The 13,645-nt window shown below is 42.8% G+C and carries 14 protein-coding genes, 1 tRNA gene and 2 rRNA genes; all 17 read right to left on the bottom strand.

Going from position 1 to position 13,645, the window contains the following annotated elements; genetic code table 11:
* Positions 1-24 precede the first annotated feature (24 nt).
* Positions 25-2,924: ribosomal RNA gene (locus HMPREF0833_RS08035) — 23S ribosomal RNA — on the bottom strand.
* 123 nt (positions 2,925-3,047) lie between these two features.
* Positions 3,048-3,120 (bottom strand) — tRNA-Ala (locus tag HMPREF0833_RS08030).
* A gap of 53 nt (positions 3,121-3,173) precedes the next feature.
* Positions 3,174-4,721, bottom strand: a 16S ribosomal RNA gene (locus HMPREF0833_RS08025).
* Together the 16S and 23S rRNA genes with 1 tRNA gene alongside form the textbook arrangement of a ribosomal RNA operon.
* A 259-nt stretch (positions 4,722-4,980) precedes the next feature.
* Positions 4,981-6,252, bottom strand: a complete 1,272-nt coding sequence (locus HMPREF0833_RS08020) for a glutamyl-tRNA synthetase (protein ID WP_013904453.1) — start codon at positions 6,250-6,252, stop codon at positions 4,981-4,983.
* A gap of 258 nt (positions 6,253-6,510) precedes the next feature.
* Positions 6,511-6,897 carry a 50S ribosomal protein L17 gene (gene rplQ, locus HMPREF0833_RS08015; protein WP_003002399.1) on the bottom strand — a complete coding sequence of 129 codons (387 nt, stop codon included), beginning with the start codon at positions 6,895-6,897 and terminating at the stop codon, positions 6,511-6,513.
* An 11-nt stretch (positions 6,898-6,908) separates the two neighbouring features.
* The gene (locus HMPREF0833_RS08010; RefSeq protein ID WP_003009635.1) at positions 6,909-7,847 is read right to left on the bottom strand and encodes a DNA-directed RNA polymerase subunit alpha; all 939 of its coding nucleotides are present in this window, start codon (positions 7,845-7,847) and stop codon (positions 6,909-6,911) included.
* Between the two features lie 45 nt (positions 7,848-7,892).
* Positions 7,893-8,276, bottom strand: coding sequence for a 30S ribosomal protein S11 (rpsK, locus tag HMPREF0833_RS08005; protein ID WP_003002390.1), 384 nt, complete (start codon positions 8,274-8,276; stop codon positions 7,893-7,895).
* Positions 8,277-8,299: 23 nt separating this feature from the next.
* Complete coding sequence (gene rpsM / locus HMPREF0833_RS08000; protein ID WP_003009631.1) at positions 8,300-8,665, bottom strand: 30S ribosomal protein S13; 366 nt, start codon at positions 8,663-8,665, stop codon at positions 8,300-8,302.
* Positions 8,666-8,682: 17 nt separating this feature from the next.
* The gene (gene rpmJ / locus HMPREF0833_RS10455; RefSeq protein WP_001808836.1) at positions 8,683-8,799 is read right to left on the bottom strand and encodes a 50S ribosomal protein L36; all 117 of its coding nucleotides are present in this window, start codon (positions 8,797-8,799) and stop codon (positions 8,683-8,685) included.
* A 23-nt stretch (positions 8,800-8,822) separates the two neighbouring features.
* On the bottom strand, positions 8,823-9,041 hold the full coding sequence (gene infA, locus HMPREF0833_RS07995; protein ID WP_001029883.1) for a translation initiation factor IF-1: 219 nt from the start codon (positions 9,039-9,041) through the stop codon (positions 8,823-8,825).
* 116 nt (positions 9,042-9,157) lie between these two features.
* Positions 9,158-9,814, bottom strand: coding sequence for an adenylate kinase (locus tag HMPREF0833_RS07990; protein WP_003017039.1), 657 nt, complete (start codon positions 9,812-9,814; stop codon positions 9,158-9,160).
* Between the two features lie 96 nt (positions 9,815-9,910).
* Positions 9,911-11,221: a preprotein translocase subunit SecY gene (secY, locus tag HMPREF0833_RS07985; protein WP_003017005.1), complete on the bottom strand. Its 1,311-nt coding sequence runs from the start codon at positions 11,219-11,221 to the stop codon at positions 9,911-9,913.
* A gap of 12 nt (positions 11,222-11,233) precedes the next feature.
* Positions 11,234-11,674, bottom strand: a complete 441-nt coding sequence (rplO, locus tag HMPREF0833_RS07980; protein WP_003002405.1) for a 50S ribosomal protein L15 — start codon at positions 11,672-11,674, stop codon at positions 11,234-11,236.
* 146 nt (positions 11,675-11,820) lie between these two features.
* Positions 11,821-12,003 (bottom strand): 50S ribosomal protein L30, encoded by a 183-nt coding sequence (gene rpmD / locus HMPREF0833_RS07975; RefSeq protein ID WP_002894509.1) that lies wholly within the window; start codon positions 12,001-12,003, stop codon positions 11,821-11,823.
* A gap of 14 nt (positions 12,004-12,017) precedes the next feature.
* Entirely contained in the window at positions 12,018-12,512 is a 495-nt protein-coding gene (gene rpsE, locus HMPREF0833_RS07970; protein WP_003016997.1) for a 30S ribosomal protein S5, read from the bottom strand.
* 17 nt (positions 12,513-12,529) lie between these two features.
* The gene (gene rplR / locus HMPREF0833_RS07965; RefSeq protein WP_003010871.1) at positions 12,530-12,886 is read right to left on the bottom strand and encodes a 50S ribosomal protein L18; all 357 of its coding nucleotides are present in this window, start codon (positions 12,884-12,886) and stop codon (positions 12,530-12,532) included.
* 83 nt (positions 12,887-12,969) lie between these two features.
* Positions 12,970-13,506: a 50S ribosomal protein L6 gene (gene rplF, locus HMPREF0833_RS07960; RefSeq protein ID WP_003017011.1), complete on the bottom strand. Its 537-nt coding sequence runs from the start codon at positions 13,504-13,506 to the stop codon at positions 12,970-12,972.
* Positions 13,507-13,645: the final 139 nt, after the last annotated feature.

The following is a 13,645-nucleotide window of genomic DNA, read 5'->3' as shown; positions in this document are numbered from 1 at the left end:
ACTTTGTCAATATCTTCTGACTCTTTGGATAAGTCCTCGAGCTATTAGTATTAGTCCGCTCCATTGCTCACACAACTTCCACTCCTAACCTATCTACCTGATCTTCTCTCAGGGCTCTTACTAACATATAGTTATGGGAAATCTCATCTTGAGGTGGGTTTCACACTTAGATGCTTTCAGCGTTTATCCCTTCCCTACATAGCTACCCAGCGATGCCTCTGGCGAGACAACTGGTACACCAGCGGTAAGTCCACTCTGGTCCTCTCGTACTAGGAGCAGATCCTCTCAAATTTCCTACGCCCGCGACGGATAGGGACCGAACTGTCTCACGACGTTCTGAACCCAGCTCGCGTGCCGCTTTAATGGGCGAACAGCCCAACCCTTGGGACCGACTACAGCCCCAGGATGCGACGAGCCGACATCGAGGTGCCAAACCTCCCCGTCGATGTGAACTCTTGGGGGAGATAAGCCTGTTATCCCCAGGGTAGCTTTTATCCGTTGAGCGATGGCCCTTCCATACGGAACCACCGGATCACTAAGCCCGACTTTCGTCCCTGCTCGAGTTGTAGCTCTCGCAGTCAAGCTCCCTTATACCTTTACACTCTGCGAATGATTTCCAACCATTCTGAGGGAACCTTTGGGCGCCTCCGTTACCTTTTAGGAGGCGACCGCCCCAGTCAAACTGCCCGTCAGACACTGTCTCCGTAGATGATAAACCTACCGGGTTAGAGTGGCCATAACACAAGGGTAGTATCCCAACAACGCCTCCATCGAAACTGGCGTCCCGATCTCTATGGCTCCTACCTATCCTGTACATGTGGCACAGACACTCAATATCAAACTGCAGTAAAGCTCCATGGGGTCTTTCCGTCCTGTCGCGGGTAACCTGCATCTTCACAGGTACTAAAATTTCACCGAGTCTCTCGTTGAGACAGTGCCCAAATCATTACGCCTTTCGTGCGGGTCGGAACTTACCCGACAAGGAATTTCGCTACCTTAGGACCGTTATAGTTACGGCCGCCGTTTACTGGGGCTTCAATTCATACCTTCGCTTACGCTAAGCACTCCTCTTAACCTTCCAGCACCGGGCAGGCGTCACCCCCTATACATCATCTTACGATTTAGCAGAGAGCTGTGTTTTTGATAAACAGTTGCTTGGGCCTATTCACTGCGGCTGACTCAAAGCCAGCACCCCTTCTCCCGAAGTTACGGGGTCATTTTGCCGAGTTCCTTAACGAGAGTTCTCTCGCTCACCTGAGGCTACTCGCCTCGACTACCTGTGTCGGTTTGCGGTACGGGTAGAGTATGATTAACGCTAGAAGCTTTTCTTGGCAGTGTGACGTCACTAACTTCGCTACTAATCTTCGCTCCCCATCACAGCTCAATGTTACAGAATTAAGCATTTAACTCAATTCACACCTCACTGCTTAGACGTGCACTTCCAGTCGCACGCTTTAGTTAGCCTACTGCGTCCCTCCTTCACTACATACTCTAGTACAGGAATATCAACCTGTTGTCCATCGGATACACCTTTCGGTCTCTCCTTAGGTCCCGACTAACCCAGGGCGGACGAGCCTTCCCCTGGAAACCTTAGTCTTACGGTGGACAGGATTCTCACCTGTCTTTCGCTACTCATACCGGCATTCTCACTTCTATGCGTTCCAGCGCTCCTCACGGTACACCTTCTCCACACATAGAACGCTCTCCTACCATACCTATAAAGGTATCCACAGCTTCGGTAAATTGTTTTAGCCCCGGTACATTTTCGGCGCAGGGTCACTCGACTAGTGAGCTATTACGCACTCTTTGAATGAATAGCTGCTTCTAAGCTAACATCCTAGTTGTCTGTGCAACCCCACATCCTTTTCCACTTAACAATTATTTTGGGACCTTAGCTGGTGGTCTGGGCTGTTTCCCTTTCGACTACGGATCTTAGCACTCGCAGTCTGACTGCCGACCATAATTCTTTGGCATTCGGAGTTTATCTGAGATTGGTAATCCGGGATGGACCCCTCACCCAAACAGTGCTCTACCTCCAAGAATCTTAATGTCGACGCTAGCCCTAAAGCTATTTCGGAGAGAACCAGCTATCTCCAAGTTCGTTTGGAATTTCTCCGCTACCCACAAGTCATCCAAGCACTTTTCAACGTGCCCTGGTTCGGTCCTCCAGTGAGTTTTACCTCACCTTCAACCTGCTCATGGGTAGGTCACATGGTTTCGGGTCTACGACATAATACTATTGCGCCCTATTCAGACTCGGTTTCCCTACGGCTCCGTCTCTTCAACTTAACCTCGCATCATATCGTAACTCGCCGGTTCATTCTACAAAAGGCACGCTCTCACCCATTAACGGGCTCGAACTTGTTGTAGGCACACGGTTTCAGGTTCTATTTCACTCCCCTCCCGGGGTGCTTTTCACCTTTCCCTCACGGTACTGGTTCACTATCGGTCACTAGAGAGTATTTAGGGTTGGGAGATGGTCCTCCCAGATTCCGACGGGATTTCTCGTGTCCCGCCGTACTCAGGATACTGCTAGGTATAAAGACTATTTCGATTACGAGGCTCTTACTCTCTTTGGCTGACCTTCCCATGTCATTCTTCTATACTCTTTATGTCCACATTGCAGTCCTACAACCCCGAAGAGTAAACTCTTCGGTTTGCCCTCCTGCCGTTTCGCTCGCCGCTACTCAGGCAATCGCTTTTGCTTTCTCTTCCTGCAGCTACTTAGATGTTTCAGTTCACTGCGTCTTCCTCTACCTATCCTTAACAGATAGGAGTACTAGCCATTAGCTAGTGGGTTCCCCCATTCGGACATCTCTGGATCATCGCTTACTTACAGCTCCCCAAAGCATTTCGTCGTTTGTCACGTCCTTCTTCGGCTTCTAGTGCCAAGGCATCCACCGTGCGCCCTTATTAACTTAACCTTATTTTTGGTCTTGCGACCTAAACTCTTTAAATATTTACAGCGTTTCGGTTTATTTTCTTGTTACTATTTGATATAGATATTCAATTTTCAATGTTCAAGCTTAACACCCTTACAGTGTTAATGGAGCCTAGCGGGATCGAACCGCTGACCTCCTGCGTGCAAAGCAGGCGCTCTCCCAGCTGAGCTAAGGCCCCACAAGACCTCTCAAAACTAAACAAGACCAACGTACAGGGTTCCTTTTCCTTAGAAAGGAGGTGATCCAGCCGCACCTTCCGATACGGCTACCTTGTTACGACTTCACCCCAATCATCTATCCCACCTTAGGCGGCTGGCTCCAAAAGGTTACCTCACCGACTTCGGGTGTTACAAACTCTCGTGGTGTGACGGGCGGTGTGTACAAGGCCCGGGAACGTATTCACCGCGGCGTGCTGATCCGCGATTACTAGCGATTCCGACTTCATGTAGGCGAGTTGCAGCCTACAATCCGAACTGAGACTGGCTTTAAGAGATTAGCTTGCCGTCACCGACTCGCGACTCGTTGTACCAGCCATTGTAGCACGTGTGTAGCCCAGGTCATAAGGGGCATGATGATTTGACGTCATCCCCACCTTCCTCCGGTTTATTACCGGCAGTCTCGCTAGAGTGCCCAACTAAATGATGGCAACTAACAATAGGGGTTGCGCTCGTTGCGGGACTTAACCCAACATCTCACGACACGAGCTGACGACAACCATGCACCACCTGTCACCTCTGTCCCGAAGGAAAGCTCTATCTCTAGAGCGGTCAGAGGGATGTCAAGACCTGGTAAGGTTCTTCGCGTTGCTTCGAATTAAACCACATGCTCCACCGCTTGTGCGGGCCCCCGTCAATTCCTTTGAGTTTCAACCTTGCGGTCGTACTCCCCAGGCGGAGTGCTTAATGCGTTAGCTGCGGCACTGAGTCCCGGAAAGGACCCAACACCTAGCACTCATCGTTTACGGCGTGGACTACCAGGGTATCTAATCCTGTTTGCTCCCCACGCTTTCGAGCCTCAGCGTCAGTTACAGACCAGAGAGCCGCTTTCGCCACCGGTGTTCCTCCATATATCTACGCATTTCACCGCTACACATGGAATTCCACTCTCCCCTTCTGCACTCAAGTTAAACAGTTTCCAAAGCGTACTATGGTTAAGCCACAGCCTTTAACTTCAGACTTATCTAACCGCCTGCGCTCGCTTTACGCCCAATAAATCCGGATAACGCTCGGGACCTACGTATTACCGCGGCTGCTGGCACGTAGTTAGCCGTCCCTTTCTGGTAAGTTACCGTCACAGTGTGAACTTTCCACTCTCACACTCGTTCTTCTCTTACAACAGAGCTTTACGATCCGAAAACCTTCTTCACTCACGCGGCGTTGCTCGGTCAGACTTCCGTCCATTGCCGAAGATTCCCTACTGCTGCCTCCCGTAGGAGTCTGGGCCGTGTCTCAGTCCCAGTGTGGCCGATCACCCTCTCAGGTCGGCTATGTATCGTCGCCTTGGTGAGCCGTTACCTCACCAACTAGCTAATACAACGCAGGTCCATCTCTTAGTGATGCATTTGCACCTTTCAAGTCAACATCATGCAATGTCGACTTTTATGCGGTATTAGCTATCGTTTCCAATAGTTATCCCCCGCTAAGAGGCAGGTTACCTACGCGTTACTCACCCGTTCGCAACTCCTCCGCTCGGTGCAAGCACCAAGCTTCAGCGTTCTACTTGCATGTATTAGGCACGCCGCCAGCGTTCATCCTGAGCCAGGATCAAACTCTCATTAAAATAATTGTTTGTCTTAAACTCATTCTGTCACTGACAGATTTATTGTTTTTTTATTGTTCAGTTACTACAACTTCAGTTGTAGTGCCCTGCACATTGGTTCGTCTTGTTCAGTTTTCAAAGGTCTTTGTCGCTCTCTCGCGACAACTATATTAGTATATCATGACCTCTCCTTACTGTCAACACTTTTTTAAAAAAATTTTTATTTTTTTTAAGATTTTTTTAAAAAAATCGAAAAAAGCCCATAATACAGGCTTTTCTCTTAGTCTAATTCTTTCTCAATGATTAAATATTTTTCCTCTTCATAGCCTCTTTCAAGCAATCCTGACTTAGATATTTCTAAAAGTTCCTTTGAAAAGGTTTTTATTTTTTCTTTTTCTTCTTTGCTTAGAATTTTCTTTGAGTATTTCTTTCTGAGGTTCCTATAGTCCTGTTTTTCATTTTTTAAGAATGAACAATGTTCTAAATAGTTTTCTAGTTTTTCTAACTGTACAAATAAGCCTAGCTCAAATGCTATCGGGGCAAAGGTTGTTTCTAATGGTTGTGTACAAACACTTCTAAATTCCACTGTACCACGGGCGGTTAGATCTTGAAATTGGTAAGTTCGATGTTGTTTTAGGTCTTCTTTTACGGGGTTAATGTTTTTCTCATTTCCATCAGTCGTATAGGCTATAATTTCTTTTTGATCTAGATAGTCCTCCACTCGAATTGGTTTAAAATAATAAGATTTACCTTCTCTAGTTACTGTAAAAATAGCCGTTCTAGCAAGATTATTAAAAAACTCTTCTTCGCTTTGGTAGTCCTTAGGAAAAATTCCTACATTCTCCCTATAATAACCATGTAAGGATTCTTCCCAAAAGATATCTCTTGCAATTTTTGTATCCCAAGCCTCTGATGAAAATTCTGAGTTAGAAAACAAATATGCTTTTGCTGCTTCAATTTTATTAAATGCATTAATGATGCGAATATAGTTATCGCGCCTTACATCCAATTGAACTTGGTTTCCGCATATAAATGCTCCGTACGAAGGATAGGGGTGTGTTTTCATCCCTGTACCATTCATTGCAAGGAAAGCCATTAACATCTTGTATCGTTCGATTTTCACCGGGCTATTATCATTTTCTTTCCATAGAGGATGGATTCCATGCCCTTGAATTTCGTGATTATTTTCTTGCAAAATCGGTTGAATGATCTTCAAATAGGCCTCAAAACGTTTGGCTACCTCATCTATAGAATGAGCTCTCTCAAATGCAAATTCAATTGTATTGTAACTCAACTCGAATAGAATACGATCTTTAGAAGAGCAGTGAACCAATTGAATTGGATTTTGATCGTCATCCTTTTTTTCGACTTCAAAATCTGATAAGTTTGCTAAGGTTCGAAAAAGATTTTTCGTCACCTCTATATTTGTTTTATTTCCATTTGTTTCTACAATCGGAAACTCTAATTCAACTCCGACAAAGAGTTCCGAATCCTCTTTCATATTACTAAGATACTTCTCTTTTAGTAATTTAATTGCTTGTTGTTTTGTCATTGAATCCTTTTTTCTTCTATTGGAGATATGGGTTCCATTATATCATTTTTTGCTATTCTCGACTACTCATCATGAAAAGCAAGACAAAACGCCTGCTTACGAAATTGTTTTAAGTTAAAGCAATTTCGTAAACAAGCGTCTACCATTCATTCAATATGATGAGTGTTCCCGCTGGGGAAAATCCCCAGCGGTAGACCAGAGCTAGACTAAGAATAACAGTGTATTCCATCATCATAACACTCAACAAAATTGATGATATTATACCAATTCGATGATAGCCATTGGCGCAGCATCACCACGACGTGGTTCAGTTTTAAGGATACGAGTATATCCACCATTGCGCTCAGCATAACGAGGTGCTAATTCAGAGAACAATTTTTGAAGTGCAGTTGTTTCTGAGTATTTACCTGTTTCTTCATCAAAGTTTTGTGATGCAACTTCGTTACGTACGAATGCAGCAGCTTGACGACGTGCATGCAAATCACCACGTTTACCCAAAGTAATCATTTTTTCAACTGATTTACGGATTTCTTTCGCACGTGCTTCAGTTGTTACAATTGCTTCATTGATGATAAGATCTGTAGTCAAATCGCGAAGCATCGCTTTACGTTGTGAGCTAGTGCGTCCTAGTTTACGGTAAGCCATGTATTCCTCCTCTATTTATCGTTTTTTAACCCAAGGCCTAAGTCGGCAAGTTTGATTTTAACTTCTTCTAGACTCTTACGTCCCAAGTTACGAACTTTCATCATTTCTGCTTCTGATTTTTCAGTCAAATCGTAAACAGTATTAATGCCAGCACGTTTCAAACAGTTATATGAACGAACTGAAAGATCTAATTCTTCGATCGTACGTTCTAAAATGCGATCATCAGAAGTTGTATCTACTTCCTTCATAACATCTGTCGCAATAGCAATTTCAGTTAAGTTTGTGAATAGATTTAGGTGTTCTGTCAAAATACGGGCAGACAAACCTAAGGCATCTTCTGGAATAATTGTCCCATTTGTCAAAATTTCAAGGGTTAGCTTGTCAAATCCATCGTTGCTACCAACGCGTGCTGGTTCAACTTGGTAATTGACTTTTGTCACTGGCGTATAGATTGAATCTACAGCAAGTGTTCCCACTGGTGCATCATCTTTTTTGTTTTGATCAGCTGGAACATAGCCACGTCCACTGTTTACAGTAAGCGTTGCTTTCAAAGATGCTCCTTCTCCGATTGTAAATAGATAATGATCAGGGTTTACAATTTCGATGTCACTATCAGTAAGAATATCTCCAGCAGTTACTTCTGCAGGTCCTTCTACATCAAGTTCAATAATCTTTTCGTCTTGGACGTAAGATTTAACGGCGATCCCTTTAACGTTAAGAATAATTTGCATAACGTCTTCACGGACTCCTGGAACGGTATCAAATTCGTGGAGTACACCTTCAATGTTGATTGAAGTGACAGCTGCACCTGGAAGTGAAGCCAGAAGTACACGACGAAGTGAGTTTCCAAGTGTTGTACCATAACCACGTTCAAGTGGTTCTACGACAAACACGCCATAATCTTTGTTTTCATCAATTTTTGTTATATTTGGTTTTTCAAACTCAATCATTTGCTATACTCCCTCTTAAACGAAAAGCTGTGTAATTGTTGATGATTATACACGGCGACGTTTTGGAGGACGAGCACCATTGTGTGGTACAGGAGTTACATCGCGGATTGCAGTTACTTCAAGACCAGCAGCAGCAAGTGCACGAATAGCAGACTCACGACCTGAACCAGGACCTTTAACAGTTACTTCAACAGATTTAAGTCCGTGTTCTTGAGCAGCTTTTGCAGCAGCTTCTGATGCCATTTGAGCAGCAAATGGTGTAGATTTACGAGAACCTTTAAATCCAAGTGCACCTGCAGATGACCAAGCGATTGCGTTACCATGCACATCAGTAATCATAACAATTGTGTTGTTAAATGTAGCGTGAATGTGAGCAATACCAGATTCGATATTCTTTTTCACACGACGTTTACGTGTTGGTTTAGCCAAGATTTTTACCTCCTTATTTTATTTTATTTTTTCTTACCTGCAATCGCAACAGCTTTACCTTTACGAGTGCGAGCATTGTTTTTAGTGTTTTGTCCACGAACTGGAAGTCCACGACGGTGACGGATACCACGGTATGAACCGATTTCCATCAAACGTTTGATGTTCAAGTTTACTTCACGACGAAGGTCACCTTCAACTTTGATTGCGTCAACTTCACGACGGATAGCATCTTCTTGATCTGGTGTAAGATCACGAACACGAATATCTTCAGAAACACCTGCAGCAGCAAGGATTTTCTTAGATGTTGGAAGTCCGATACCGTACACATAAGTCAATGAAATTACTACACGTTTGTCATTTGGAATGTCAACTCCAGCAATACGAGCCATGTTTTCTCCTTTCTATTTTATCCTTGACGTTGTTTGTGTTTTGGATTTGCTGGGCAAATTACCATAACACGACCATTACGACGAATTACTTTACAGTATTCGCAAATTGGTTTGACCGATGGTCTTACTTTCATTTTTATCCCTCCAAGTTTTTCGATTATTTAAAGCGGTATGTGATACGTCCACGTGTCAAATCGTACGGACTCATTTCCACTGTAACACGATCTCCCGCTAAAATACGAATATAGTTTTTACGAATTTTACCAGAAACTGTTGCTAAAATCTGATGTCCATTTTCAAGTTCAACCGTAAACATAGCATTCGGCATAGTATCAACTACTTTACCTTCTACTTCAATCACATCGTCTTTTGCCACGCAAAAGTACCTCCATAAATTTCGATTCATTCCTCTGAGCACAGAGGTAACAATTATAAGTCAGACTAACTAATTGTAACACTAGTTGTCCAATATTGCAAGCATGAAAAACGCTTTTATTTCAAATTTGACAAGACTTTTTCAATGTCTGAAAATACATCATTGATATCTTGGTTTCCTTGGATGTCATGTACGAGTCCTTTTGAACGATAAAACTCAATGATAGGTTCTCCTTGTGCAATATTGACATCCAAACGACGTTTAACCGTTTCTGGTTTATCATCTTCACGTTGGTAGAAATCATGACCTTGACAGTTATCACAAGTTCCCTCAACTTTTGTTGGATTAAATACTTTGTGGTAAGTTGCACCACAAGTACGACAGATGAAACGGCCACTCAAGCGTTCTAACAAACTTTCTGGATTTACTTCGATGTTAATGACACCTTCCAATGTGATGCCAAGATCTGACAAAGTTTGATCCAAAGCATGAGCTTGTTCAATTGTACGTGGATACCCATCCAAAAGGAAACCTGTTTCTTTGATATCATCTTGAGCAAGGCGTTCTTTGACAATCCCATTGGTAACTTCATCTGGTACCAACTCACCTTTATCAATGTATGACTTTGCAAGCACACCCATTTCAGTTTGGTTAGCCATCGCTGCGCGGAACATATCGCCAGTAGAGATGTGCGCTACGTGAAACTCTTCAACGATTTTAGCTGCTTGAGTTCCTTTACCTGCTCCAGGCAACCCCATAATTAAAAGATTCATGATGAATTCTCCTTATTTTGTTTTTAAATGGAAGCAGGAGCGAATTCCTATTTCCATTTAAAAACAAAATAGAAGGCTGACAAAGTCAACCTTAATCTATTCTGTTGTTGTGTCCATAAATCCGACATACTTACGTTTTAATAAGTAGCCTTCTAATTGTTTCATTCCCTCAATACCTGTTGAAATAATGATCAACAAACTAGTTCCTCCAAGAGCAACTGCGTCTGTCAAACCAAATAAATCTCGAGCTAGGATTGGAATGATAGTAATAAAACCAAGAAATACTGATCCAACACTTGCTAAACGACGTAGCAAACGAGACATGAACTCTTCTGTTCCCTTACCAGGACGAACACCCGGAATATAGGCGCCACTCTTTTGAAGGTTTTCTGCCGTTTTTTCAGGATTAATCTGAACAAACGTGTAGAAGAAGGTGAAGAGAATGATCAATAAGGCGTACATCGCTACACCAGTTGGTGTATTTGTTGCCAACATAGCTTGAGCTGTTTTCACCCATCCTGCATTATAGCCCATAGCGCTAATCACTTGGAAAATTGCAGCCGGCGCTGCTGTAATCGAACTAGCGAAGATGACAGGAATAACTCCTGCTGGGTTCACTTTCAAAGGAAGGTAAGAACTTGATGGAGCTCCTTGAGCAATCTTTGTATATTGGACTGGAATCTTGTATTGTGCTTGCTCTACAAAGGTTGTAAAGTAAACGATAACCATAACTGCAAGAATTAAAACTCCAACAAAAATGAGGGAATTGGTCATTTGACCAGAGCGAACGTTCACAAATGCATTTTCATAGATTTCTTTAATCATCTCAGGAATTGATGACACAATCCCTGCAAAGATAATCATTGAAACACCATTTCCGTACCCTTTATCTGTAATTTGTTCTCCAAGCCAAGTGACAATCATGGAACCGGTCGTCAGAATCGCACCGATTAACAGATAAGTTTTGGCATTTGGAGTAGCGACTAATTTCGCCTGAGACAAGGTGTGGAAGGTGGCTGTAATCCCAATGGATTGGACAAAGGCCAAAACCAAAGAAATATAGCGTGTCGCTTGATTGAGCTTTCTTCGACCAACTTCCCCTTGTTTGCCCCATTCAACAAACTTAGGTAACAGATCCATCTGCAAAAGTTGCACGACGATCGAAGCTGTGATGTATGGGCTAACCCCTAGAGCGAAAACCGAGAAGTTCCTCATAGCATTTCCCGAAACTAAACTGAGCATGTTCAAGAAGGACACATCTTGAAGGTTGTTCAGAATTTTCGCATTTACACCTGGCACCGTAATCGTGGTTCCAATGCGGAAAACAAGAATGATAAAAATCGTAAATAAAATCTTTGATCGTACTTGTTTTACCTTAAACGCATCTTTTAATAATTTAAAAAACATAGGTCACCTCACTTAGATGACTTCAACTGAACCACCTTTAGCAGTGATAGCTTCTTCAGCTGATTTGGAGAATTTTGCTGCTTTCACAGTTAATTTTTTAGTCAATTCTCCGTTACCAAGAATTTTGATACCTGATTTTTCAGCTTTTACAATTCCTGATTCTACAAGTACTACTGGAGTTACTTCAGCACCATCTTCAAAGGCGTTCAATTGATCAAGGTTCACAATAGCATACTCTTTAGCATTGATGTTTGTAAATCCACGTTTTGGAAGACGACGGAACAATGGAGTTTGTCCACCTTCAAAACCAAGACGAACACCGCCACCGCTACGAGCTTTTTGACCTTTTTGACCACGGCCAGAAGTTTTACCATTACCAGATGATGTACCACGACCAACACGGTTGCGGACTTTACGTGAACCTGTAGCAGGTTGTAATTCATGAAGTTTCATTATATATTTTCTCCTCTTTTGTAAATTGCTAACGCATGTAATCAGGAAAAGGTGTCCCAACTACAAACTCGCCTATACGAATAAATTTAGTTTTAGGGGCTGAGAATAAATCTCATAACCCCTAAAACACTTATAATTAAGTTTAATTACTTAACTTCTTCAACAGTTACCAAGTGAGATACTGCAGTAATCATACCACGGACTGCAGGATTATCTTCTTTGATGACTGAGCTGTTCAATTTGCCAAGTCCAAGTGCTACAACAGTTTTACGTTGTGACGGGATGCGTCCGATTGGAGACTTAGTCAAAGTAATTTTAATTTGAGCCATTTGAATCTCCTTTCTTAAGCCAAGTCAGAAACTGGAATACCACGAAGAGCAGCAACTTCATCAGCACGTTTCAATTGTGCCAAACCATTAACAGTCGCACGAACGATGTTGATTGGAGTGTTTGATCCAAGTGATTTTGATGTCACATCTGCGATTCCTGCCAATTCAACAACGGCACGAACTGCACCACCTGCAGCAACTCCAGCCCCTTCGATAGCTGGTTTCAACAATACGCGAGCTCCACCAAATACTGATGTTACTTCGTGTGGAATTGTTGTTCCAACCATAGGAACTTCGATCAAGTTTTTCTTAGCATCTTCAACAGCCTTACGGATTGCTTCTGGAACTTCTTGAGCTTTACCAGTACCAAATCCAACACGGCCATTACGGTCACCAACAACTACAAGAGCTGCGAAACGAAGACGACGTCCACCTTTAACAACTTTTGTTACACGGTTGATGGCAACTACGCGTTCTTCAAGTTCAACTGCATTATCTTTAAATGCCATTTTCTAGTGTCCTCCTATTAGAATTTCAATCCGTTTTCACGAGCTGCATCAGCCAAAGCTTTAACACGTCCGTGATATAGATATCCACCGCGGTCGAACACCACTTCAGAAATACCTTTAGCAACTGCACGTTCAGCAACAAGTTTGCCGACAACAACGGCTTGTTCAGTTTTAGTTCCTTTTGAAACTTCTTTGTCAAGAGTTGAAGCGCTTGCGAGCGTTACACCCGCTACGTCATCAATTACTTGAGCGTAGATGCCTGTATTAGAACGGAATACGTTCAAACGTGGGCGATCAGCAGTTCCAGAGAGTTTTCCGCGAACGCGACGGTGGCGTTTTTGACGGATTTTATTTTTATCTGGTTTCGAAATCACAATTTTCACCTCTTAATTTTAAAATCATGTGCTAAGCACTGAGTTGGTAAGATGAAGATTGGTTGAAAAACAACCAAACTACATTATTTACCTGTTTTACCTTCTTTACGGCGAACGAATTCACCAACGTAACGGATCCCTTTACCTTTATAAGGTTCTGGTGAACGAAGGCTACGTACGTAAGCAGCTGTTTGACCAACTACTTCTTTTGAAATTCCGCTAACAACGATTGTTGTTGGGTTTGGAAGTTCAAAAGTAATTCCTTCCGGAGCTTCAACTTCGTCTGGGTGTGATTTACCAACAGCCAAAACAAGTTTTGATCCTTGAAGTTGTGCACGGTATCCAACCCCGCGCATTTCAAGTTCTTTCTTGAATCCTTCTGATACACCAGTAACCATGTTGTTCAAAAGGGCACGAGTTGTTCCGTGGATTGTTTTCATTTCTTTTGAATCGTTTGGACGGTGAAGTGTTACTTCAGTACCTTCCACACGGATTTCAATATCTTTTGAGAACTCACGAGTAAGTTCTCCTTTAGGTCCTTTTACAGTTACAACGTTGTCATTGTTAGTGAGTTCAACACCAGCAGGCAACACGATAACTTTATTACCAATACGTGACATGTTTTTTATTCTCCTGTTAAATTGTCAGGCCTTTGCGGGCCAGTTTTCACGGGGTTTAAATCTTTTTGATTTAAAAGTTAATGTTTAGGTCTCAATTTCTAAGTGAATCGAGGCATTGTCTCGCAGACATAACTTTGGG

The sequence above is a fragment of the Streptococcus parasanguinis ATCC 15912 genome, assembly GCF_000164675.2.
Classification (GTDB): domain Bacteria; phylum Bacillota; class Bacilli; order Lactobacillales; family Streptococcaceae; genus Streptococcus; species Streptococcus parasanguinis.
The sequence above is the reverse complement of the archived record's forward strand: the minus strand, read 5'-3'. Positions and strand labels throughout refer to the sequence as shown.